Raw genomic sequence first — 23,098 nt, forward strand, 5'->3', positions numbered from 1 at the left:
CCAGACGTCAGGTCGGCCCGCCAGGCACACCGTGCTAGGCGGGCCGACTCGCGTCCGTATCAGAGCTCCCTCGTCACGCCAGGTCGAAGACGCCGTACGCGAAGCCCTCGGCCCTGACCCGGTCGGCCGCCACGTCCACGCCGCCGGCCTCGATCTGCCGCGCTGTCACCGCCTGCGGCAGCAGGACTTCCGCCGCGTCCCGCCGGGGGTTGATCACGACCAGGTACCGGCCTCCCCGCACATACACGAGGGGGTATCCGGCGTGGAGCACGCGCACGCTGCCCGCGGTGCCGAGCTCGGGCGTGTCCTTGCGCAGGGCGATCAGGCGGCGCACGAGGTTCAGGAGCGATCCGGGGTCGGCCAGTTGTGCGGCGACCGTGGGGCGGGCCGGGTCCGGGTCGAGGGGGAGGTAGAGGGCGTCGGCGAGGGCGGTGGAGAAGCCGGCGTTCTCGGTGTCGTCCCACTGCATGGGAGTGCGGGAGCCGGCCCTGTTGTAGCGGGGGCCGAGGACGCTGCCCTCGTGGTCGGGAAGGCCCGGGACGTAGCGCATGCCGATCTCGTCGCCGTAGTAGATGGCGGGGAGTGTGGGCCAGGTGAGCTGGAACACGAAGGCGGCCGGGAGCTGTTCGGCGGCGCGAGGGCCCGAGGACAGGCGGGAGAAGTCGTGGTTGGCGGTCGGGAGGGAGATGAAGCCGCGGCGGCCGGACGCTGCGATCGCCTCGTCGGCCGCCTGCCAGTTGGCGAGGAAGGTCGCCGGCGAACCGGCGCCGTCCGCGTCGAAGTAGGGCTCGAGCGGCGCCCATTGCTCGTTCACGGTGCCCGCGTTGTTGTTCCACAGGGAGCGCAGGGTGAGGCCGTCGTCGTCGCTGCCGAACTGCAGGAAGAAGTCTGCGTGGAAGCCGGCCGGTACGGAGACGGCCGGGTCGCCCCACTCCGAGAGCAGCGCGGCCTCCGGGTGCGTGGTGTCGATCCAGGCCCGCAGTTCGCGCCACAGGCGCGCGGATTCCGCGTGACCGGGGTCGTCCTTGACGAGGGAGGCGGCCATGTCGACCCGGAAGCCGGAAACGCCCAGGCCGAGCCAGTGGGACATGATGTCGCGCAGCGCCCGGCGGTTGGCACGGGGGCCTTCGGCGTCGACGCTCTGGCGCCAGGGTTCGGCGGGGTCGGTGCGTGCGTAGCCGAAGTTGAGGGCGGGCTGACCGGCGAAGAAGTTCGGCTTGTACCAGCCGTGGCGCGTGCCGGGCGAGGGTTCGAAGCCCTCGTCGGGGCGTTCGTCGGTGTCGGCCCAGATGTAGCGGTGGTCGGCCGGGTCGCTCGCGGAGTGCGTGAACCAGGGGTGCCGGTCGGAGGTGTGGCCGGCGACCAGGTCGAGCAGGATGCGGATGCCGCGGCCGCGGGCGCTGTCGACGAGCTTCGCCAGGTCCTCGTTAGTGCCGTAGCGGGGGGCGACGGAGTAGTAGTCGGAGACGTCGTAGCCCGCGTCCTGGAACGGGGAGGCGAAGCACGGGTTGAGCCAGACCGTGTTGACGCCGAGCCGGGCGAGGTGGTCGAGGCGCTGCTCGATGCCGGCGAAGTCGCCGATGCCGTCGCCGTTCGCGTCGGCGAAGGTCTGCGGGTAGATCTGGTAGAGCACGGCGTCCGCAAGCCACTCGGTGGCGGGGCTGCCGGGGCGGGGCGGTGTCGTCATCGGGGCAGTCCTTCACGGTGCGGGGCGGGCGGAGGCGGCCCTCGGGAGTGTCGCGCAGCTCGTCGAACGGTCGGCGTTCGGGCGGCGGGACATCCGGTCAGGTCCGGCCGGCCTGCGGGCGGGGCGCAGGGACGGACTCAGCCATGCAGGGTGGGCCGGTAGACGAGCTCTTGGATGTGACTGTCGAGCGTCCGGTGCTCGATCAGCTCGAGGTCGAAGTCGGCCGCACCCCGGAAGATCGGATCCAGCCCGGTCTGCCCGGTGATCACAGGGAAGAGCGTCACCTGGACGCGGTCGACCAGACCGGCGGCCATCAGCGCCCGGTTCATGGACAGGCTGCCGTGGGAGCGCAACGGCACCTCGGACTCCTCCTTGAGCCGAGCGACGACGTCGACGGCGTCGCCGCTCGCGACGGTCGCGTCCGGCCAGTCGAGCGATCCTTCCAGTGTGGTCGACACCACCGTTGCCGGCAGACTCCTCATCCGCGTGACCCATGGGTCCCGCACCTCGGACTCCTCGGTGCTCGCGGCCAGCATCCGCGCGAAAGCCCGGTAGGTGTTGGCCCCGAAGACCATCCGCTGCTCCTCGCCGTACTGGGCGAGGCGGTGGTCGAGGAGCTCGGGGCCTTGCTTGCCCCAGTAGCCGGTCCAGTCGCCGCCTGCCGCGCCGAAGCCGTCGAGGCTGGAAAATACGTCGAATGTGTAGGTAGCGGTCATGATGCTCTCCTCGGGTGCGTTGGATCGCGTGTTGCTAGGACAGACCGAAAACCACGACGAAACCCATCGCACCTGGACCAAGAAGGCGGCGAGGGCCGGAGCGATCGCCGACACGGCGGTCGGGGAGAAGGGCTTGGCAGTCGATCCACAGTCTGACGGACCGCGCGAACCCGCGCCCGGTCCCATCACGGCCGGCTACCTCGGACGCGTCGCGCCCGGGCCCTGGCCGACGGCATCGCCCCCGCCGCGTCGCACCATGAGGGTGCTGCCGTGGAAGGTGTGGCGCCGCCTGCCGTACAGCAGGGTCGCCAACCCGGCTCCGGCGAGTCCGCCCAGCAGCTGTGCCGCGACGAAGCCGGGTACCGAGCCCGGTGAGATGCCGGTGAACGAGTCGGTCAGAGAGCGCCCGACGGTCGCCGCCGGATTGGCGAACGACCCCGACGAGGTGAACCAGATCGCCGCCCCGATGTAGGCGGCGACGGCCACCGGCGCCGCCGACGACCGTTCGATCCGGTCGAGCCCCTGAACGAGCACCACCAGGCCCGCCGTTGCGACCATCTCGCCGAGGAGCAGATGCGTATCGGTGCGGACCTGTGTCGACCATGTTCCCGGAGGCCTTCCGAACATCGCCTCCGCGAGCAGTGCGCCCCCGACGGCGCCGACGAGTTGCGCACCGATGTAGACCGCCGCCTCGACACCGGCGGCCCCGCCTCCGGTCGGGCGGCGTGTCCACCACGCGCACAGGGTCACCACCGGGTTGAGATGCGCCCCGGAGACCGGGCCGAACAGTGCGATGAGCAGGCCGAGCCCGACTGCGGAGGCGAGGGAGTTGGCGAGGAGCCGGACTCCGGTGTCGCTGCTCAGTTCCGTCGCCTGAAGACCCGACCCAACGATGACGGCGACCAGCGCCGCGCTGCCCACCGACTCGGCGACCGCGCGGCGGGCCAGCGCTCTGTCCGCACCCATGATGACCCCCCGTTCCTGATGGAATGGAAAATACATTCCGCCCATCGGAAACTGTGAGTCGGGGTCGGTCTGCGACGGTCAGGCCGCGCGGCCCGCCTCCTGGGCCGTCCGTTCCTCCATGTGTCCGAAGAACTCCTCGGGCCGCGTCACTCCGGCCGTCCCCCTGGCGAACTCGTCCCGCGCCGGCCGGCTCAGCATCGCGGTCGGCGCGCGGGAAGGCGACTGGCCGGCAGCGGGGCCGGGGGCGAGTGAGCCGTGTCTCAACCGTGCGGTCGCCGCTTGCCTATGCAACAAGTTGCATAGCAGGATCGCCGTATGGCGCTCGAACACGCGATCCTCGTCTCCCTGCTGGAGAAACCGGGCTCCGGGTACGAGCTGGCCCGGCGGTTCGAGCGCTCCATCGGCTACTTCTGGACGGCCACCCACCAGCAGATCTACCGCGTCCTGAAGCGCATGGAGGCCGACGGCCGGCTCGACGTGCGGGAAGTGCCGCAGCAGGGCCGGCCGGACAAGAAGGAGTACTCGGTCTCGGCGCACGGTCTCGCCGCCCTGGGGGAGTGGCTCCATGAGCCGATCCAACCGGAAAGCGTCCGGCACGAACTCGCCGTGAAGATCCGTGGTGCGGCCTTCGACGACCCGCGCGCCCTGATCGGCGAGGTCGAACGACACCAGCGGATGCACAGGGACCAGCTCGACCACTACCTCGCGGGCGAGCGGCGGGACTTCGCCGTGAGCGACACCCGGACGACCGCGAGCGACCCCCTTACGGCCGGGAGCGACACCCGTACGACCGCGAGCGACCCCCGCACGTCCGGAGGAGAACCCCCGGACGCGGGGCGGGAGTTGCAGCACGTGGTACTCCGCGGCGGGATCGCGTACGAGCGGATGATGATCGCCTGGCTCGACGACGTACTCGCCACCCTCCGTCGCATCGGCCCCGGCCGGTGACCCGCTGCCGCGCAGCAATCCGTCCCTCGCTCTGACGCCTCGGCGTGGTGCCGGCTGAGCCGGACCACACCCCCTTCCGCACTCCTTCCGCACTCCTTCTGACCCCTACGACTTCGAGCCGGAAAGGCACCCCTCATGGCTGACCCGCTGCTGTTCAATCCCCGCACCTACGACCCCACGCACTTCGACCCGGAGACCCGACGGCTGCTGCGTGCCACCGTCGACTGGTTCGAGGCCCGCGGGAAGCGCAGGCTGATCGAGGACTACCGCACCCGCGCCTGGCTCGCGGACTTCCTCGAGTTCGCCGCCGGGGAACGACTGTTCGCGACCTTCCTCACCCCCGCCTCCGAGGCCGGCACCGACCGGGACAAGCGATGGGACACGGCGCGGATCGCCGCTCTCAACGAGATCTTCGGCTTCTACGGGCTCGACTACTGGTACGCATGGCAGGTCACCGTCCTCGGCCTCGGACCGGTCTGGCAGAGCGACAACGCCGCGGCCCGGGCCCGCGCCGCCGAACTGCTCGACCAGGGTGAGGTGTTCGCATTCGGACTGTCCGAGAAGGCCCACGGCGCCGACATCTACTCCACCGACATGCTGCTGGAGCCCGACGGCGCGGGCGGCTTCCGGGCCCGCGGCTCCAAGTACTACATAGGCAACGGCAACGCCGCCGGACTGGTCTCCGTCTTCGGCCGCCGCACCGACGTCGAGGGCCCTGACGGCTACGTCTTCTTCGCCGCGGACAGCCGCCACCCCGCCTACGACGTCGTGAAGAACGTGGTCGACTCCTCCAAGTACGTCAGCGAGTTCCGGCTGGAGGACTACCCCGTCGGCGCAGAGGACGTGCTGCACACCGGCCGCGCCGCTTTCGACGCCGCGCTCAACACCGTCAACGTCGGCAAGTTCAACCTCTGCACCGCCTCGATCGGCATCTGCGAGCACGCGATGTACGAGGCGGTCACCCACGCCCGGAACCGGATCCTGTACGGCCGCCCCGTCACCGCCTTCCCGCACGTGCGCCGCGAGCTGGCCGACGCGTACGTCCGCCTGGTCGGGATGAAACTGTTCAGCGACCGCGCCGTCGACTACTTCCGCTCCGCGGGGCCCGACGACCGTCGTTACCTGCTCTTCAACCCGATGACGAAGATGAAGGTGACCACAGAGGGCGAGAAGGTCATCGACCTGCTCTGGGACGTCATCGCCGCCAAGGGCTTCGAGAAGGACACCTACTTCGCCCAGGCCGCCGTCGAGATCCGCGGGCTGCCGAAGCTCGAGGGAACGGTCCACGTCAATCTCGCGCTGATCCTCAAATTCATGCGCAACCATCTGCTGAACCCGGCCGAGTACGCGCCCGTGCCCACGCGTCTCGACGCGGCCGACGATGTCTTCCTCTTCCAGCAGGGACCGGCCCGCGGCCTCGGCTCCGTCCGCTTCCATGACTGGCGCCCCGCCTTCGACGCCTACGCCCACCTGCCCAACGTCGCCCGCTTCCGGGAACAGGCGGAGGCGCTGTGCGAGTTCGTCACCACGGCCGCGCCCGACGAGGAGCAGAGCCGTGACCTCGACCTGCTTCTCGCCGTGGGGCAGCTCTTCGCGCTGGTCGTGCACGGTCAGCTGATCCTTGAGCAGGCCGGGCTGACGAGCCCGGACGAGGACGTGCTCGACGAACTGTTCGCCGTCCTGGTCCGCGACTTCTCCGCCCACGCCGTCGAACTCCACGGCAAGGACTCCGCCACGGCACAGCAGCAGCGCTGGGCCCTGGACGCCGTCCGGCGCTCCGTCGTCGACGACGCCCGGTCGGCCCGGGTCTGGAAGCGGGTCGAAGCCCTGTCCGGGGCCTATGAGATGACGCCGTGATCCGGTCCTCGTCTCCTCGCAGTCCCGGTGAACAGCACCACCAGTAGGGTGGAACGATGGCGTCGGTCAAGCAGTTCCAGGTCACCTTCGACTGCGCTGAACCTCAGCGCGTCGCTCGTTTCTGGTGCGAGGTGTTGGGATACGTCGTACCGCCGCCGCCGGAGGGGTTCGCTACCTGGGACGATATCGATCGCTCGCTGCCGCCTGAGCGTCAGGACGCATCGTTCGTCTGCAGTGATCCCTCCGGTGTGGGCCCGCGACTGTACTTCCAGTGCGTTCCCGAAGGGAAGGTCGTCAAGAATCGGGTTCATCTCGACGTGCGGGGCGGCACGGGGCTCGTGGGTGAAGAGCGCCTCGCCACACTCGAGGCCGAGTGCGCACGACTGGTCGCGCTCGGCGCGGTACGCGAGCGAGTGCTGCTCGCCGACGACGACACGAGTCGTGCATCGTGATGCAGGACATCGAGGGCAACGAGTTCTGTCTCGACTGAGGGCCGCGAACGTGTCCCCGTCCTGTCTCCTGAAGTGACGGGCACGGTCGTGCCGAAAGGGTGCCCCGCGTGCGTGCGTTCGCACGCGCGCGGGGCACCCCTGTCCGTCCGGTCGGAGCGTCAGGTCCCTTCGGTTTCGAAGGTGCGCAGCAGATCGGCGGCGACGCTCACGGCGATCGTCGCGGGTTCCTTGCCGGTGATGTCGGCCAGCCCGATCGGGGTCTTGATCCGATCGATGGTGGCCTCGTCGTGACCGCCCTCGGTGGCGAGGCGCTTGCGGAACCGCACCCACTTGGCCGCGGACCCGATCAGCCCGATGGAGCCGAGATGGTCCGTGCGCAAGGCGGCGTCGCACAGAGCGGCGTCCTCGGCGTGATCATGGGTCATGATCAGGACATGGGTGCCGCGCGGCAACTCCGCCAGCACCTCCTCGGGAAGCAGCGGAGTGTGATGCACGTGCACCTGCGCCACCGCGTCCGCCAGCACGTCGAGCCGCTCCTTGGCGAGGATGTCGGCGCGGGTGTCGATCAGATGGAGATCGAGGTCCTGACGTGCCAGGATGCGCGCCAGTTCCAGCCCGACGTGCCCGACGCCGAAGACCGCCACCGCCCGTACCACCGGCAGCGGTTCGAGCAGCACCGAGACCGTGCCGCCGCAGCACTGCACGCCATGCTGGTTGACCACCTTGTCGTTCAGGGCGAAATCGATCAGCTCCGGCTCCGGTGCGGACGCGGCGAGCATCTCCCGGGCCCGATCGATCGCGACGGCCTCGACATTGCCGCCACCGATCGAGCCCCACATCCCGGTCCGCCCCACGACGAGTTTCGCACCGGCGTCGCGCGGGGCATGGCCGCGCACGGTCGCGACGGTCACCAGCACGCCGGACTCCCGGCGTGCCCGCAGCCGTGCGACCGCGGCGACCCAGGTCATGTCAGGCACCGCTCAGCGCTGCTGCGTCGGTCGGGACCCGGCCGCCGGCGGGCCCGCTTCCGGTGTGCCCGTCGGTGGCCACCCCGTCGCGGGCGTCACCGTTCCGGGCGGCCGCGGCCTGGCGAGCCGTCTGGATCGCCCAGTACACCGCCTCCGGCGTCGCGGGAGAGGCCAGCTCGACACCGACCCCGCCCGGCCCGAACGCGGCGGCGGCCTGCCGCAACGCTTCCCGCACCGAGAACGCCAGCATCAGCGGCGGCTCACCCACCGCCTTGGACCCGTACACCGCGCCCTCTTCGGTGGCGTTCTCCAGAAGCGTGACATGGAACTCCTCGGGCATCTCCGAGAAGCTCGGCAGCTTGTAGGTGCTCGCGGCCTGGGTCAGCAGCCGACCGCGGTTCGGCCCGTCACCGGCGTCCCAACGCAGGTCCTCGAGCGTCAGCCAGCCCGCGCCCTGCACGAAACCACCCTCGACCTGACCGATGTCGATCATCGGGGACAGGCTGTCGCCGACATCGTGCACGATGTCCACCCGCCGGATGCGGTACGCGCCGGTGAAGCCGTCCACCTCCACCTCGGCCGCGGCGGCGCCGTAGGAGAAGTACTTGAACGGCGAGCCCCTGAAGGTCTTCGCGTCCCAGTGCAGACCCTCGGTCCGGTAGAAACCCGCCGCCGACAACTGAACTCGCTGGAAGTACGCGGTGCGCACCAGGTCGTCCCAGGCCAGCTCCTTGTCGCTGCCCAGGGTGCGCGCGACGCCCTCGACGATGCGCACGTCCGAGGCGTTCGAACCCAGCTGAGTGGCGGCCACCTCCAGCAGCCGCTCGCGCAACTGCTCACAGGCGTTCTTCACCGCCGCGCCGTTGAGATCCGCCCCGGAACTGGCGGCGGTGGCAGAGGTGTTGGGCACCTTGTCGGTCCGCGTCGGGGCCAGCCGGACCTTGTGCAGCGGGATACCCAGCGTGGTCGCGGCCACCTGAAGCATCTTGGTGTGCAGGCCCTGGCCCATCTCGGTGCCGCCGTGGTTGATCAGGACCGAGCCGTCCTTGTAGATCAGCACCAGCGCGCCGGCCTGGTTGAAGGCCGTGAGGTTGAACGAGATTCCGAACTTGATCCCCGTGATCGCGAGTGCCCGCTTCGTGTGCGGGTGCGCCGCGTTGAAGGCGGCGATCTCTCGCTTGCGGTCGGCGATGCCGCCGTTGTCCTGAACCTGCTGCCAGACGGTGGTGATCCGTTCCGGCTGAGTGACCGGCTGTCCGTACGGCGTCGACTGACCACGACCCGGCCGGTAGAAGTTGCGCTCCCGCAACTCCGCCGGATCCAGGCCGAGCAGCGGCGCGCACCGGCCCATGATGTCCTCGATCACCAGCATGCCCTGCGGCCCGCCGAAGCCGCGGAAGGCCGTGTTGGAGACCTTGTTGGTCCTGGCGATGCGACCGGCGACGCGCGCGTTGGGGATCCAGTAGGTGTTGTCGATGTGGCACAGGGCACGGGCCACCACCGGCTCGGACAGGTCCAGGCTCCAGCCGCCGTCCGCGGTCAGTGTGGCGTCCAGGGCCTGGATGCGGCCGTCGGCGTCGAACCCGATCTTCCACCGGGCGTGGAACCCGTGCCGCTTGCCGGACATCGTCAGGTCCTGGGTCCGGTTGAGCCGCACCCGAACCGGCCGGCCGGTCAGCTTGGCGCCGAGCGCGGCGACGGCCGCGAACCCGTGCGGCTGCATCTCCTTGCCACCGAAGCCGCCACCCATCCGCAGACACTGCACGGTCACCTCGTGACTGTGCAGACCGAGCACGTGCGCGACGATCTCCTGGGTCTCCGAAGGGTGCTGGGTGCTGCTCTGGACGAACACCTGCTCGGCCTCGTCGACATGGGCCAGCGCCGCGTGCGTCTCGAGGTAGAAGTGCTCCTGGTCGGAGAACTGGAACTCGCCGGTGAACACGTGCGCGGAGTCGGCGAAGCCGGCGTCGATGTCGCCGGTCCGCATCACGGGCCGGGCGCCGTGGAAACTGTCGGCCGCGATCGCGTCCTGCAGCGTGACCACGGAGGGCAGTTCCTCCAGTTCCACCTCGACGGCCGCCGCACCGAGCCGGGCCGCCTCGAGGGTCTCGCCGAGTACCCAGGCGACCGCGTGGCCGTGGAACATGACCTCGTCGGGGAACAGCGGTTCGTCGTGCTTCATGCCTGCGTCGTTCACGCCGGGCACGTCGGCACCGGTCAGCACACGGACCACACCGGGCACCGCGAGCGCGGACCCGGTGCGCAACGCGGTGATCCTGCCGTGGGCCTTCATGACCTGGACCGGATAGGCGTGCAGCACGTCCTTGGTACGAGCGACCAGGTCGTCGGTGTAGAGCGCGGTGCCGGTGACGTGCAGGACGGCGCTCTCGTGCGGCATCGAGACGCCGACGACGGGCGCTTCGGGGCGCTCGGAAAGATGACTCATGACGACACCGCCTCAGTGGTTTGCGCGTACAGCTTCAGCAGGCTCTGGCCGAGCATCGCGGAGCGGTAGTCGGCACTGGCACGGTGATCGTTCATCGGCGTGCCCTCGGCCCGCAGCAGCGGGGCCGCGGCCTCGACGGTCTCCGCCGCCCACGGCTTGCCCTCCAGGGCGGCCTCGGTGGCGAGCGCGCGGATCGGGGTGGCGGCCACGCCGCCCAGGCCGATGCGTGCCTTGCGGACGATGCCGTCCTCGACGTCGAGCGCGAAGGCGACCGCCACGCTGGAGATGTCGTCGAAGCGCCGCTTGGCGATCTTGTGGAAGGCCACGACCGGCGACAGCGGCAGCGGGACGCGCACCGAGCGGATCAGCTCACCGGCACGGCGCACGCTCTGCCGGTAGCCGGTGAAGTAGTCCGCCAGCGGGACCTCGCGCTCACCGTCGGCGTCGGCGAGCACCACCGACGCCTCCAGCGCGAGGAGCACCGGCGGGCTGTCACCGATGGGGGAGCCGGTACCGAGGTTGCCGCCGAGGGTCGCACCGTTGCGGATGAGCCGGGACGCGAACTGCGGGAACAGTTCGGCCAGCAGCGGGACGGCGCCGTCGAGGCGGCGTTCGATCTCGGTGAGCGTCAGCGCAGCGCCGATCTCGATGTGGTCCGACTCGACCCGCAGCTCCCGAAGTTCGGGGAGCCGGTCGACGGCGACCACGCAACCCGCCCTGCGCGAGCGGATGTTCACTTCCACACCCCAGTCGGTGGATCCGGCGACCACCACCGCGTCGGGCCGCTCGCGCAGCAACTCCAGTGTTTCGGCCAGGGTGTGCTTCCGCAGGAACGCGCTGTCGTCCTGCGTGTATTCGGTGGCGACCGGTGCGGGCGGGGACTGTTCGCGTCGCTGCGCCAGCGGGTCCTCATCGGTGGGGGTACCGACGGCGAACGCGGCATCGCGAATCGGGCGATAGCCGGTGCAGCGGCACAGGTTTCCGCTCAGCGCGTGCAGGTCGAAACCGTTCGGACCGTGCTCGTGGTCGGTGCCGTGGGCGGAGCCCGAGACCGAGTCCGAGTCCGAGTCCGCGCGCGAGTTCGGGGCCGCGTGCGCGCAGCGGTCGGGTCGGTAGTACTCGGCGGCCATGCTGCAGACGAATCCCGGTGTGCAGTAACCGCATTGGGAGCCGCCGCGGACCGCCATCTCCTCCTGTACCGGGTGCAGGGTGGACGGCATGCCGGCTTCGCCGGCGGTGGCGAGACCTTCAGAGGTGACGATCTCCTGACCGTCGAGCGCCGCGACCGGGACCAGGCAGGCGTTGACCGCCACCCAGTCGGTGGGCTTGTTCACCCCGGGACGGGCCACCAGGACCGAACAGGCGCCGCACTCACCCTCGGCGCAGCCCTCCTTGGTGCCGGTGAGGCCTCGCTCGCGCAGGAAATCCAGCGTTGTGGTGTGGGGCGCAGCCGGTGAGATCGGTGCTTCTTTCCCGTTGACCGTGATCCGCGCCGCTACCATGACGGGCCACCGTTTCGGTACGCGACGGGTCGATTCATGATGTTCGCCAATTTCAGGCAGCTTTCTGTGTTCAGACGCGCCACGTGCGAGAAGCGGGCGCAGAACGGCACGCAACAGCGACGTGCCGGAAGATGGTGAAGGGAAACCCGGAATGTGCCGCGGAAGGGCACATCAGAACGGCGTGTCAGCAGCCGTGCGCGATTCGACCCGGAATCCAGACCGTGCAGTGGGCGAGGCGACCAAGATCAGAGCTGGTGTACATCCGCTGGTCGCCTCCTTTCGGTCGTGACGGGTCAGCGTCCACCGCAAATTAGTGGCTGGGGTCACAGAGGTCAAGAGGCCGAGTGACATTGGCCGCCAGGCACAGCCGGAGCCGGCCCATTTCGCCTGATCAAGCCGTCGAGGTGCCCAGAGCCGGGGGCGGGGGCGGGATCCCGCGCGGCACACCTGGTTCGTCACTCATGCCGGTGGCCAGGGCCGAGGGGGCGCCGGCCTGGGGGGAGCGCCGGCTGAGCAAGCGCGGGCCCGAGGGGCGCCGGCCCGGGGAGCGCCGGCTGAGGAAGCGCCGGCCCTGGGGGAGCGCCGGCCCGAGGGGCGCCGGCCCGGGGGAGTGAGCTGCCGTCACCGCCCCGACCGGCTCCGCGGATGTCCCGGCCGGCCGAGGAACGGACACGGCCGGGACAGCGGGCTCAGACGAGGTCGAACCGGTCGAGGTTCATCACCTTGTCCCACGCGGCCACGAAGTCACGCACGAACTTGTCTCCCGCGTCCTTGGACGCGTAGACCTCCGAGACGGCTCGGAGCTGGGAGTTCGAACCGAAGACCAGGTCCACGGCGGTGGCGGTCCACTTGACCTCGCCCGTGGCGCGATCGCGGCCTTCGTACACGTTCTCGGCAGAGGTCGACGCCTTCCACTCCGTTCCCATGTCGAGCAGGTTGACGAAGAAGTCATTGGTCAGTGTTCCCGGCCGGCGCGTGAGAAGGCCGAGGGGGGACCCCTTGAAGCCGGTGTTCAGGGCTCGCATACCGCCGATCAGAACGGTCATCTCGGGAGCGGTCAGTGTCAGCAGGTTGGCGCGGTCGAGCAGAAGTGTCTCCGGCGACAACTTCTCTCCCGCCCGGAGATAGTTGCGGAAGCCGTCCGCCGGGGGCTCGAGCACGGCGAACGACTCCACGTCGGTCTGCTCCTGCGTGGCGTCCGTGCGGCCCGGCGCGAAGGGCACCGTGATGTCGTGCCCGGCCTCCTTGGCGGCCTGCTCGACGGCCGCGCACCCGCCCAGGACGATCAGGTCGGCGAGCGAGATCCTCGTTCCGCCGGTTTGTGAGCCGTTGAAGTCCTGCTGGATCCGCTCGAGGGTCCTCACCACCTCGGCCACCTCGGGCAGGTCGTTGACCGCCCAGTCCTTCTGCGGCGCGAGCCGGATCCGTGCCCCGTTGGCCCCGCCACGCTTGTCGGTGCCGCGGAAGCTCGCCGCCGCTGCCCAAGCGGTGGTGGCCAGCTGGGAGACGGACAGTCCCGAGGAGAGGATCCTGTCCATGAGAGCGGCTACGTCCTCTTCGGACACCAGCTCGTGATCGACCTCGGGGACGGGGTCCTGCCACAACTGCGGCTCGGGAATCCACGGGCCGAGATAGCGCGAGAGGGGACCCATGTCGCGGTGCAACAGCTTGTACCACGCCTTGGCGAACGCTTCCGCGAGCTGGTCCGGATTCTCGTGGAACCTCTTCACGATCGGCCCGTAGACCGGATCCAGCTTCAGCGCGAGGTCCGTCGTCAGCATCATGGGCGCGTGCCTCTTCGACGGATCGTGGGCATCAGGCACAGTGCCCTGCGCCGAGGGATCCTTGGGGGTCCACTGATTCGCGCCGGCGGGGCTCGTCGTCAGCTCCCAGTCGTACCGGAACAGGTTGTCCAGGTACCCGTTGTCCCATTTCGTCGGTTCCGAGGTCCACGCGCCCTCGAGCCCGCTGGTGAGCGCATCCGCGCCCTTGCCGCTGCCGTAGGTGTTCCGCCAGCCGATGCCTTGCTGCTCGACGGGGCACGCCTCGGGCTCCGGGCCGATGTACGAGGGATCGACCGCGCCGTGGCACTTGCCGAACGTGTGGCCGCCGACGATGAGCGCGGCCGTCTCCTCGTCGTTCATCGCCATGCGGCCGAAGGTCTCGCGAATGTCCCTGGCGGCGGCCAGCGGATCCGGGTTGCCGTTGGGCCCCTCCGGATTGACGTAGATCAGTCCCATCTGGACGGCACCGAAAGGACCGGTGAGTTCCCTGTCGCCGCTGTAGCGCTCGTCCCCGAGCCAGGTGTCCTCGGGTCCCCAGAAGATTTCCTCCGGTTCCCAGATGTCCTGCCGCCCGAATCCGAAACCGAACGTCTTGAAGCCCATCGATTCCATGGCGCAGTTGCCGGCGAAAACGAGAAGGTCGGCCCAGGAGATCTTCCGGCCGTACTTCTGTTTGACGGGCCAGAGCAAACGGCGCGCCTTGTCGAGGCTCGCGTTGTCCGGCCAACTGTTGAGGGGGGCGAAGCGTTGAGCGCCGCTGCCGCCACCTCCCCGGCCGTCGGCGATGCGGTACGTGCCCGCTGCGTGCCAACTCATCCGGATGAAGAGCGGCCCGTAGTGGCCGTAGTCGGCGGGCCACCACTCCTGTGACGCCGTCATCACCTCGAAGACGTCCTGCTTCAGCGCGTCGACGTCGAGGGTCGCGAACTCTGCTGCGTAGTCGAAGTCCTCGCCCATCGGATTGGAAAGAGGCGAGTGCTGGTGGAGAACCTGAAGGTCCAGCTGATTCGGCCACCAGTCCCGGTTCGTCCTGGGACGAGTCGGCGTGGGGGTCGGGGAGGGGATTACCGGGTTCTCGCTTTCGCTGCCGGACACGTCCGTCCTTCTTCCTGTCTGGGTCCTTCTGCTGGCTGTTTGCTCGTGATGTCGTTGCATTGCCGGTGTCGAGAATTGCGACGCCGATGATCGAGTCTGTGTCGGCGTCCGTATGGTCGCGCACCGCGGGCCGCACCGCTAAGAGAACACGCAGAGCACCGCCTGCGCATAACGCAAGCCGAAGTCGAAAAGCCGTTCGGGGTATGACTCGATGCCTGTCGGTATTCCAGGAATCAGGGGCATGCGGCAGACGAAAACCCTCTGATCGTCACCATCGCCCTGCCGGGCGACGGGAAGCGGATATCCGTATGGCCGGCCCGGCCCGGCGCGCGGGCGGAACCCGCGGTTCCACCGGGCGGCCGCGGGCCGGCCGTCGGCGGGAATCACCTCGCGGTCTTGTCTTCAAGATCGTTTTGCTGGAGTCTGAGGGCATGGAGAATCTGCCGACATTCGTACTTGTTCACGGTGCCTTCGCGAACTCGTTCTCGTTCGCGCCGCTGCAGGCCGAGCTCGGGTTGCTCGGGCATCGCTCCGTCGCGGTCGACCTTCCCGGGCACGGGTTCCAGGCGACATTCCCCGCGGCCTACCAGGCTCCCCAGGATCTTCAGGCGCTCGCCTCGGAACCGGGAAGCATCAAGGGCGTCACCCTCGCCGAGAACACCGCCCGTCTGATCGACGTGCTCGAGCGGGCGAAGCGGAACGGGCCGGTGGTCCTCGTCGGCCACAGCAGGGGCGGCATCACGATCACCGCGGCCGGCAACGCCCGCCCGGACCTGATCGACCGGATCTGCTACGTCTCCGCCTGGTGCCCCGTCGACCTGGACGTCAACGACTACTACGCCGAGCCGGAGATGTCGGAGGTGGACCCCGCCGCCTTCGCGCCCGCGCTCGCCGGGAACCCGGCCGAGCTCGGTCTGATCCGGACCAATTTCCGGACCGCCGACCCGGCGGCGCTCGCCGCCTTCAGGCAGGCCTTCGCCGCCGACCTCGGCGACGATGAGTTCCGGGCCTTCCTGAACACCTTCCAGCCCGACGAGAACCTCGATGTCGGGACGTCCGCGGACCGGGCACAGGCCGCGACGTGGGGCCGGATCCCGAAGACCTTCGTGCGCCTGGCCGGCGACGCGAGCATGCCGCCCGCCATGCAGGACCGCCTGATCCGCGAAGCGGACGCGCTCACACCCGACAACCCGTTCGACGTCCGCACACTCGACGGGAGCCACCTGCGCTGGCTCGTCCACCCGAAGCCCGCCGCCGAGCTGCTGGCCGGCCTCGCAGCGCTCTGACGGTCCGCAGCCCGGTCGGCGGTGCCGCATGAGTGGCCTTGCCGGTCGGCGCCGCACGCCATGCGGCCCCGGCGCAGCAGTCGCGCCGGGGCCGCATCGCGTGTCCGGAGTCGCTTCAGTGTGTCTTCGCAGCCGCTGATGAACGGGTCCACCGAGTCCGACCACCCGGCTGCTCGGGGTGAGGCCGTCAGATCACGGCTTCACCCGACATCGCCGCCGCCATCCGCAGATGCGGCGCGGCCTCGTCCGCCCGTCCCTGCCGCTCCAGGGTGCGGCCCAGCATCAGGTGCGCGTAGTGCTCGACCGGGTCGCGCTCCAGCACCGCCAGCAGCTCGGTCTCGGCCTTCGCCAGTCGAGCGGAGTGGTAGTACGCGCGTGCCAGCAGCAGCCGCGGCGCGACCTGCTCGGGCACCTCGTCCACCAGACCCGTGAGGATCCGGGCCGCCGTCACGTACTCCTTGGCGTCGAAGAACATCTTTGCCCGGTCCCACCGCTCGGCGGGCGTCCCGAACTCGAAGTAGCTCTCGCTCACCTGCGTGCCTTTCTGATCATGGGTCGGACACCCGTGTGAACACTGTCGTCGTGCGCAGCATTCCGCGGCCGTGGACCACCGGTTGTCTCCGCCCCCACCGCGAAATTCGCTTGCCCTGACGACGCGGCGACGCTGCACTGTGGCAGGCACCCGGAGGCGCGGTGCCGGATTCCGTAGGAGGCAGCGGCAGTGATGGAGATCCGTCCCACGACCGACGAGGACCTCGACGTCTTCGTCGACACACTTCACGCCGCTTTCGGACGCTTCCCGGAAACCCCGAGCGAGGACGGCGGCGGGGTCTGGTGGTCGGCACTCGAAATGGACCGCGGCCTGCTCGCCATGGCGGCGGACGGGCGGCCCGTCGGCACCGCCGGTGCGTACTCCTTCGAGCTCACCCTGCCCGGCGAGATCCTGGCCCCGGCGGCCGGCGTGAGCGCCGTCGGCGTCCTGCCCTCGCACCGACGCCAGGGCGTGCTCAGCGCGATGATGCGGCACCAGCTCAACGATCTGCGGTCCCGGGGGGAGTTCCTCTCCGTACTGCTGGCCTCCGAGGCCGCCATCTACGGCAGGTTCGGCTACGGACCGGCGACCTATACGCAGCGGCTGACGGTGCCGCGCCACCAGGCCGCGTTCGCCCTGCCACGGGCGCGTGGAGGGGCCGACGCCCCGGCGACCGGGTCGGACACCGGCTCCGTCGAGGTACTGAGGCGTGCCGAGTGCGGCGAGATCCTGGAAGAGGTCTACGACCGGTACCGCCGCGCACAGCCCGGCGCGCTGTCCCGGCCGCACCGCTGGTGGGCCTTGGGCGCGGGGCAGCCCCCGGTCTCTCCGGCGCCGCGCTACGTCGCCGTCCACCGTGACGCCGACGGCGTCCCGGACGGGTACGCCGGCTACTCGCTCGGCGAGGCCGGCACGTTGACGGTCGACGAGACCATCGCCACCGACGACGCCGCCTTCGCGGCCCTGGCCCGGTTCGTGCTCGGACACGACCTGGTCACCCAGGTCGTGTTCAAGCACTTCCCGCCCGAGCACCCGCTTCGCTGGCAGCTTGCGGACTTCCGCGCCGGCGAGGTGAGCGGCGACACCGACTGGCTCTGGGTACGGCTGTTGGACGTCCCGCGGGCGCTGACCGCGCGCGGCTGGTTCACGGACGGCGAGCTCGTCCTCGACGTCGACGACCCGTTCCTGGGCGAGCGCGGCCGCTTCCTGCTGGCCGTCCAGGACGGCAAGGCCGACTGCGTCCCCACCGACCGTGAGCCCGACCTGTCCCTGGACGTGAGCGACCTGGGCTCTGTCTACCTCGGCGGCACCACCCCGAGCACGCTCGTGCGCGCCGGACACATCCGGGCCCACCGACCGGGCGCGGCCGCCCTCGCCGACACCCTCTTCCGCGCCGAGCGCTCCCCGCACTGCCTGCACTGGTTCTGACCGGACAACCCCGGCGCGGCCCCGAGAGGCAGTCGGCCGGCCGCGGCCATGTCGTCGTCGGAGTCAACCGGGGCACGGCGTTGTCCGAAGGCTCGCCTGCCCCGGGGCACTTGTGCGACATCGGTCAGCGACTCGACGCGAGCGTTACGGCCGCGTTCCCGCACGGTGCGGCTGTCCGTCTCGGCCGGGCACCAGCGCGCCCGCCCGCCCGACGAGGTGCGGCTCGAGATCCGTGTCACCGGTGCCGCCCCGGTCGAGCACCCCTCGCAGGGCCGGCGGGTCGGGCTGCGGCGGCGCAGGCCGTTCAGGTCGGCAACGCACCCCGAGCCACTGAGCTTTGTCGTCTCGGGCCCAGGAGAGACCGGTCGCTTTGGCACGTTCGCATCGTCGGCAGGGCAGTAGAGTGAAAAGGGTGACCGCTCTGCCGGACGACCGGCCGCCACTGATCGGCGAAGACGAACGTGACACGGCCGTGCGGCGCCTGCAGGAGGCGTACGCCGAAGGGCACATCTCCCATGAGGACTTGGACGAGCGCCTCCACCAGGCGCTCACCGTCAAGACGCACGGCGAGCTCGTGTCGGCCCTGGCCTCGCTCCCGGAGGAGAACGCGGGTGCCACGTCCACGATCGCCGCCGCTGGGGGACGGATCCGGCGACGCGGCGTCTGGCGGGTGCCTCGGAGCCTGAAGGTCGAGTCCGCATTCGGAAGGGTGCATCTGGACCTGTCCCGGGCGGTCATCGAGCATTCGGTGGTCGACATCGAGCTGCAACTCGGCACCGGCAGGGCCAAGATCACGGTGCCTCGCGACGCGATCGTCGACGTCGAGGATCTGCACACCGGGTGGAAGGACGTGCTCTACAAGCCCCGGCGGCGCTCCCGCCCCGGCGGGCCGAGGATCAGGATCAACGGGGCCATGGGATTCGGACGGTTGAAGATCCGCCACGCGCGGCGTTGAGACACGGTCTGCCGGGCCCGCCGGGTCCGCCCGTCCGGCACTTCTTCGTCCTCGCTCGACCGCTGGTGCTGTGACCGAGCCGCGCGGTCGAACGCCTACTCCTCCTTCGGCGCCGGGACAGCGACTTGGGGCGCAGGCGGATCCCCGTCCTGGCCGTCGGCGTCGAAGATCTCCGCTGCCGTGAGGCCCTCGACGAACGCCCTGAAGTCCGCAGCCAGGGCGAGTTCCGAGTTTCCGTCCGCGTCGAACCATGTCACCGAAGGCTCGCCCTGCCGGCCGCAGACCCGGTAGTCGAGTGCGATCCAGCAATGCCCATCGCCCGAGAGCAGGACGATCGGGGACGGCAGACCCCACTCCTCCACCAGATAAGGCGTGTCCGACAACGACAACCGGTCATCGTGACGGCCGATGCCCATCATCATGTCGAACGGAACATGGTCCTCGCTCCACGAGGTCGGCACATCGGTCGGGAACGCGTCCCATCGCGCCGCCACCTGGCCGCCGTTCCGGCACCGCAGCAACTCCAGGAAGGACGACGGCAGACGGACCCCGAGCTGAACCTCGGTTTCATGGACAGCCGCTTCGGTCAACGGCGGCTGGACCCCATGGCGGCCATCGCCCCAGAACGTCGCCTTGACCTCGTTGAATCGCGCCACCCGCGCATCCTACGGACCGGCGAGCACGCAAACGCAAGCCCCGGCGTGGTGGCGGTCACTGAGGCAGTGGCAGGACCGCCGAGACGGTCTTGCCGCCCGGCCGGACGCGGACCTGCACCTCCGCGGACAGTGACCGCACCAGGTGCCAGCCGAACCCGCCGGGGCGCTCCACGTCCCGCGGCAGCGCACATGGGGCGGCACGGCTGGGATCGTCCACGGACACCGTCACCGTTCCGGGGCGGGCCTCCAGACGGAAGCGGGTCACTTCGCCGGCATGCCGCAGCGCGTTGGTGACCAGTTCCGACACCACCAGAAGCACCGCATCCACCTCGGGCATGCTCGCGGGGGCCACCGCGGCGAGAAACCTCCGCGTCGCGTCCCTTGCCCGTTCCGCCGTCTGCGGGCGGGCCGTGAGGGACTCGCTGTCCGCTTCGGGTGCCTGCATGATCACAAACCCTCCGTCGGAGCTCTTCGGCATTGAATCGCATGCCCCGATACATGCCGGTCATCCCCGGACGCACCGGATGCGTCCGCCGCAGGACCGCAAGCTTGCGCCTGCGCGAAGTCGGAACACGATCTGTCCGGACCGGCCCCCTCGCGGCGCCCCGCCTCGCTACAGTTCCTTCGACGCGAGTGAACGGGGGTGGCGTCGTGGGGACCAGGACGATTCCGGTCGTGCTCCGACTCGACACGGAGGACGACGACCCGGATTACGTCGAGGAGCAGCTCCAGCATCTGATCGCCGAGCTGGGCGAATTGGATCTCGAGACCATCGAGCGGGTGGCGCAGGGCCCGCCTCCGCCGGGCACCCGCTCCACGGAAGCCGTACAGGCCGGGGCACTCCTGCTCGGTCTGGGCGGCAGCGGCGCCCTGCTCCCGGTGCTGGCCGCCCTCGTCCAGGACTGGCTGAACCGCCGCCGCTCCGGCAGCGTGCGCCTGAAGATCGGTGAGGACGAGATCGAGCTGACAGGCGTGTCCGACGAGGCGCAGCAGCGCGCCCTGGAGGAGTTCCTGCGCCGCCACGGGCAGTGACCCGTCGTGGCGAAGCGCGCCCTGATCATCGCCAACAGCGTCTACGACGACGACCACTTCGCCGCCCTGCCGGCGGCCACCGCCGACGCCGACGCCCTGGCCGAAGTGCTCGGCGCCCCCGACATCGGCGGCTTCGAGGTCGAGACCCTCGTCGACGTACCCCAGCGCCTCGCGATGCGCGCGCTGGAATCCTTCTTCACCAAGGCGGCCCGGGACGACCTGCTCCTCCTCCACCTCTCCCTGCACGGGTGGAAGGACACAAGGGGCCGCCTGCACTTCGTCATGCGCGACACCGAGCGCGACTACTTGGGCTCGACCGCCGTCAGCGCGGAACTGGTGGGCGACTGGATCGGCCACAGCCGCTCCCGCCGCATCGTCGTCCTTCTCGACTGCTGCTACAGCGGCGCGTTCAACATGAACGCGTTCCGTCGCGACGCCGGCCCGCCCACGGTCGACGTGGCCGAGCCGTTCGCGGGCAACGGCCGGGTGGTGCTCACCGCCTCCACGGCTCTCCAGTACGCCTACGAGGGCGACCGCGACATCCGTTACAGCCGCACCCCCGCCCAGCCGTCGGTCTTCACATCAGCGGTGGTCCAAGGCCTGCGGGACGGCTCCGCGGACCTCGACGGCGACGGCCTGGTCTCGGTCGACGAGCTCTACGACTACGTCCACGAGCAGGTACGCCAACGCATCTCGGGCCAGACCCCGACCCTCAGCGTGGACAGCGCCCAGGGCACGATCCACCTGGCCCGCAGTCCGCGCCACGGCGACGTCGACCGCCTGGTGGACATGCGGGCGGCGGCCCTTGACCCGCAGCCGTGGAAGCGTATCGGCTCGCTGCACCTCGTCGAGCAGTTGCTGGGCAGCGTCCGCGAACCGACAAGAGACGCCGCCAGAGCGAGTCTGCTGGGTCTGATCGGCGACGCGGATCGTGAAGTCGCCCGCAGGGCAAGGCGGTTGTGGCACGACCGCGGCATGGGCGACATCCCGACGGCCCGCGCACCGCGCCCGGCCGTACCCCGCCCACCCGTGGGAGGCACCGGCTCCGGCCCGGTGGTGGGCATCGATTTCGGTACGACGAACTCGGCGATCGCCGTGCTGGAGGGCGAGGACGTCCGCCTGATCCCGAACACCGAGGGCGCCCTGACCACGCCCAGCATGGTCGCCATCACCGAGACCGGCGACATCCTGGTGGGCACCCCCGCGAAACGCCAGGCGATCGCCAACCCCGATTACACGGTCCGCTCGGCAAAGCTGAAGCTGGGCACGGACTGGAGCATCAGGCGGGGCGCCGTCCGGCTGACGGCGGAGGACGTGGCGGAGCGCATCCTGCGTCAGTTGAGAGAGGACGCGGAGGCCTACATCGGTGGCCCGCTGTACGGAGCGGTGCTCACCGCCCCGGCCAACTTCGACCTCGACCAGCGGGCAGCCCTGGTGGAGGCCGCCGGCAGGGCCGGGATCCGGGCCCTGCGGGTGATCAATGAGCCGACGGCGGCGGCGGTGACGTACGGGCTCAACCGTGAGCGGCTCACGACCGTCCTGATCTTCGACCTGGGCGGAGGCACCCTGGACGTCTCGCTGATCGAGATCGAGGACGGGTGCGTCGAGGTGAAGGCGACCGGGGGCGACAACCGTCTCGGCGGCGACGACTGGGACCGGCGGATCGTCCTGCACCTGGTCCACGGAGTGTGGGAGCGCCACGGAGTCGACCTCAACCCCGACGTCCGCGCGATGCAACGGCTCCAGGAGGCCGCGGAGGCAGCCAAGATCGAATTGTCCTCGGCACGCACCACGACCATCTCCCTGCCCTACCTGGCGTTCGACGGGAGCAGCCCGGTCCATCTCGAGGAGACCCTCACCCGCCAGGAGTTCGAGGCCATGACACAGGACCTGCTGGAACGCTGCCATGGACCGGTCGAACAGGCCTGTTGCGACGCCTGGGTCCGGCTGTCCGAGCTGGATCAGGTGATTCTTACGGGCGGCGCCACCCGGATGCCCGCCATCGGCGAGTGGGTGAGCCGGATCATGAACGGCAGACAGCCGTACCGCGGCCTCATCCCGGAGGGAATCGTCACCGGCGCCGCTCTCCAGAGCGGCATCCTGGCCGGAGCCGTCAAGGACACACTCCTCCTCGACGTCTGCTCGGCCTCGCTCGGGTTGGAGACGGCCGGCGGAATCACGACGAAGCTGATCGAGCGGAACACCACCATCCCGACGCGACGCAGTGAACTCTTCGTCGCCAACGCGCCGAACCGGACGACCATGGTCCTGCACATCGTCGAAGGCGAGCGTGAGCCGGCCTCGGAGAACAGGTCGCTCGCCGTCCTGGAACTCACCGATCTGCCGCCCGCACCATTGATCGAAGTGGTCTTCGACATCGATGCCAACGGGATCCTGCTCGTCGAAGCGATGGAACGTCCCTCCGACACGACCGACGCGGCGGAGGAGTTCACCGGCCGGACGTGGACGACCACCGTCGACCGCTCCACCGCCGCCCGCGCCGCCGCCCTCATCCGCTCTCGGCGTTGGCAGTCGCTTCGCGACCTCGTTCCCTGCGCTGCGCCCTCCGGGGACCAGGAGTCCTGAGTCCAGGCCCCCGGACGGCGGCCTGATCCGCTGCGCAGGCCTGATCAGCGGTGGCACCGGACCGTTGGTCCGATGGTGCCAGATCACCTCACTCGGTGGTGCCACCGTGGCGCCTTCGAAGTGCCATCGTGAGTCGTTCTCCTCCTGATGCGGCACCATGACTCGCCCATTCAGCGGGAAAGGCACAGCTCAGAGGCGTGGG

17 protein-coding genes and 1 pseudogene are annotated in these 23,098 nt (G+C 69.9%); 8 read left to right on the forward strand and 10 right to left on the reverse strand.

Features of this window, described 5'->3' with window-relative positions:
* Positions 1–73: 73 nt before the first annotated feature.
* From AB0K36_RS04235 to AB0K36_RS04245, 3 genes are all read right to left on the reverse strand, one after another.
* On the reverse strand, positions 74–1,687 hold the full coding sequence (locus AB0K36_RS04235) for an alpha-amylase family glycosyl hydrolase (RefSeq protein WP_364587990.1): 1,614 nt from the start codon (positions 1,685–1,687) through the stop codon (positions 74–76).
* A gap of 137 nt (positions 1,688–1,824) precedes the next feature.
* Positions 1,825–2,403, reverse strand: coding sequence for a dihydrofolate reductase family protein (locus AB0K36_RS04240; RefSeq protein ID WP_364587993.1), 579 nt, complete (start codon positions 2,401–2,403; stop codon positions 1,825–1,827).
* Between the two features lie 195 nt (positions 2,404–2,598).
* Positions 2,599–3,369 (reverse strand): aquaporin, encoded by a 771-nt coding sequence (locus tag AB0K36_RS04245; protein ID WP_364587996.1) that lies wholly within the window; start codon positions 3,367–3,369, stop codon positions 2,599–2,601.
* Positions 3,370–3,684: 315 nt separating this feature from the next.
* Here AB0K36_RS04245 and AB0K36_RS04250 point away from each other — a divergent pair, with 315 nt between their 5' ends.
* From AB0K36_RS04250 to AB0K36_RS04260, 3 genes and pseudogenes are all read left to right on the forward strand, one after another.
* Positions 3,685–4,317, forward strand: a complete 633-nt coding sequence (locus AB0K36_RS04250) for a PadR family transcriptional regulator (protein ID WP_364587999.1) — start codon at positions 3,685–3,687, stop codon at positions 4,315–4,317.
* 135 nt (positions 4,318–4,452) lie between these two features.
* Entirely contained in the window at positions 4,453–6,174 is a 1,722-nt protein-coding gene (locus AB0K36_RS04255; RefSeq protein WP_364588002.1) for an acyl-CoA dehydrogenase family protein, read from the forward strand.
* 56 nt (positions 6,175–6,230) lie between these two features.
* A pseudogene (locus AB0K36_RS04260) lies at positions 6,231–6,664 on the forward strand (VOC family protein).
* A gap of 120 nt (positions 6,665–6,784) precedes the next feature.
* Here AB0K36_RS04260 and xdhC read toward each other — a convergent pair.
* From xdhC to katG, 4 genes are all read right to left on the reverse strand, one after another.
* Positions 6,785–7,594: a xanthine dehydrogenase accessory protein XdhC gene (xdhC, locus tag AB0K36_RS04265; protein WP_364588005.1), complete on the reverse strand. Its 810-nt coding sequence runs from the start codon at positions 7,592–7,594 to the stop codon at positions 6,785–6,787.
* Between the two features lies 1 nt (position 7,595).
* A complete protein-coding gene (gene xdhB, locus AB0K36_RS04270) occupies positions 7,596–10,040 on the reverse strand; it encodes a xanthine dehydrogenase molybdopterin binding subunit (RefSeq protein ID WP_364588008.1) in 2,445 nt (814 codons plus the stop codon).
* On the reverse strand, positions 10,037–11,542 hold the full coding sequence (locus tag AB0K36_RS04275; protein ID WP_364588010.1) for a xanthine dehydrogenase small subunit: 1,506 nt from the start codon (positions 11,540–11,542) through the stop codon (positions 10,037–10,039). Before AB0K36_RS04275 ends, xdhB begins: the two co-directional genes overlap by 4 nt.
* Positions 11,543–12,231: 689 nt before the next feature.
* Entirely contained in the window at positions 12,232–14,421 is a 2,190-nt protein-coding gene (gene katG / locus AB0K36_RS04280) for a catalase/peroxidase HPI (protein WP_364588013.1), read from the reverse strand.
* 431 nt (positions 14,422–14,852) lie between these two features.
* On the opposite strand from katG, the gene AB0K36_RS04285 reads away from it, so the two are divergent.
* Entirely contained in the window at positions 14,853–15,707 is an 855-nt protein-coding gene (locus AB0K36_RS04285; protein ID WP_364588016.1) for an alpha/beta fold hydrolase, read from the forward strand.
* A 187-nt stretch (positions 15,708–15,894) separates the two neighbouring features.
* Here the strand turns inward: AB0K36_RS04285 and AB0K36_RS04290 are convergent, their stop codons facing one another.
* Positions 15,895–16,239 (reverse strand): tetratricopeptide repeat protein, encoded by a 345-nt coding sequence (locus tag AB0K36_RS04290; protein ID WP_364588019.1) that lies wholly within the window; start codon positions 16,237–16,239, stop codon positions 15,895–15,897.
* A 192-nt stretch (positions 16,240–16,431) separates the two neighbouring features.
* On the opposite strand from AB0K36_RS04290, the gene AB0K36_RS04295 reads away from it, so the two are divergent.
* Both AB0K36_RS04295 and AB0K36_RS04300 read left to right on the forward strand, forming a co-directional pair.
* The gene (locus AB0K36_RS04295; protein ID WP_364588022.1) at positions 16,432–17,667 is read left to right on the forward strand and encodes a GNAT family N-acetyltransferase; all 1,236 of its coding nucleotides are present in this window, start codon (positions 16,432–16,434) and stop codon (positions 17,665–17,667) included.
* 412 nt (positions 17,668–18,079) lie between these two features.
* The gene (locus AB0K36_RS04300) at positions 18,080–18,622 is read left to right on the forward strand and encodes a DUF1707 SHOCT-like domain-containing protein (RefSeq protein WP_364588025.1); all 543 of its coding nucleotides are present in this window, start codon (positions 18,080–18,082) and stop codon (positions 18,620–18,622) included.
* Positions 18,623–18,717: 95 nt separating this feature from the next.
* On the opposite strand, the gene AB0K36_RS04305 is transcribed toward AB0K36_RS04300, so the two are convergent.
* Positions 18,718–19,278 carry an SMI1/KNR4 family protein gene (locus tag AB0K36_RS04305; protein ID WP_364588028.1) on the reverse strand — a complete coding sequence of 187 codons (561 nt, stop codon included), beginning with the start codon at positions 19,276–19,278 and terminating at the stop codon, positions 18,718–18,720.
* A gap of 55 nt (positions 19,279–19,333) precedes the next feature.
* A complete protein-coding gene (locus tag AB0K36_RS04310; RefSeq protein WP_364588031.1) occupies positions 19,334–19,723 on the reverse strand; it encodes an ATP-binding protein in 390 nt (129 codons plus the stop codon).
* Between the two features lie 230 nt (positions 19,724–19,953).
* Here AB0K36_RS04310 and AB0K36_RS04315 point away from each other — a divergent pair, with 230 nt between their 5' ends.
* A complete protein-coding gene (locus tag AB0K36_RS04315; protein ID WP_364588033.1) occupies positions 19,954–20,310 on the forward strand; it encodes an effector-associated constant component EACC1 in 357 nt (118 codons plus the stop codon).
* 6 nt (positions 20,311–20,316) lie between these two features.
* Positions 20,317–22,896 carry a caspase, EACC1-associated type gene (locus AB0K36_RS04320; RefSeq protein WP_364588036.1) on the forward strand — a complete coding sequence of 860 codons (2,580 nt, stop codon included), beginning with the start codon at positions 20,317–20,319 and terminating at the stop codon, positions 22,894–22,896.
* Positions 22,897–23,098 lie beyond the last annotated feature (202 nt).

The organism is Streptomyces kurssanovii (genome assembly GCF_040677245.1).
Classification (GTDB): Bacteria; Actinomycetota; Actinomycetes; order Streptomycetales; family Streptomycetaceae; genus Streptomyces; species Streptomyces kurssanovii.

What these genes read in the sequence shown, in the direction of transcription:
- AB0K36_RS04245 (WP_364587996.1), bottom strand. Translation starts at nt 3,369, where the DNA reads ATGGGTGCGGACAGAGCGCTGGCCCGCCGCGCGGTCGCCGAGTCGGTG.
- AB0K36_RS04275 (WP_364588010.1), bottom strand. Translation starts at nt 11,542, where the DNA reads ATGGTAGCGGCGCGGATCACGGTCAACGGGAAAGAAGCACCGATCTCA.
- AB0K36_RS04240 (WP_364587993.1), bottom strand. Translation starts at nt 2,403, where the DNA reads ATGACCGCTACCTACACATTCGACGTATTTTCCAGCCTCGACGGCTTC.
- xdhC (WP_364588005.1), bottom strand. Translation starts at nt 7,594, where the DNA reads ATGACCTGGGTCGCCGCGGTCGCACGGCTGCGGGCACGCCGGGAGTCC.
- AB0K36_RS04235 (WP_364587990.1), bottom strand. Translation starts at nt 1,687, where the DNA reads ATGACGACACCGCCCCGCCCCGGCAGCCCCGCCACCGAGTGGCTTGCG.
- AB0K36_RS04255 (WP_364588002.1), top strand. Translation starts at nt 4,453, where the DNA reads ATGGCTGACCCGCTGCTGTTCAATCCCCGCACCTACGACCCCACGCAC.
- AB0K36_RS04295 (WP_364588022.1), top strand. Translation starts at nt 16,432, where the DNA reads ATGGAGATCCGTCCCACGACCGACGAGGACCTCGACGTCTTCGTCGAC.
- AB0K36_RS04250 (WP_364587999.1), top strand. Translation starts at nt 3,685, where the DNA reads ATGGCGCTCGAACACGCGATCCTCGTCTCCCTGCTGGAGAAACCGGGC.
- xdhB (WP_364588008.1), bottom strand. Translation starts at nt 10,040, where the DNA reads ATGAGTCATCTTTCCGAGCGCCCCGAAGCGCCCGTCGTCGGCGTCTCG.
- AB0K36_RS04310 (WP_364588031.1), bottom strand. Translation starts at nt 19,723, where the DNA reads ATGCAGGCACCCGAAGCGGACAGCGAGTCCCTCACGGCCCGCCCGCAG.
- AB0K36_RS04285 (WP_364588016.1), top strand. Translation starts at nt 14,853, where the DNA reads ATGGAGAATCTGCCGACATTCGTACTTGTTCACGGTGCCTTCGCGAAC.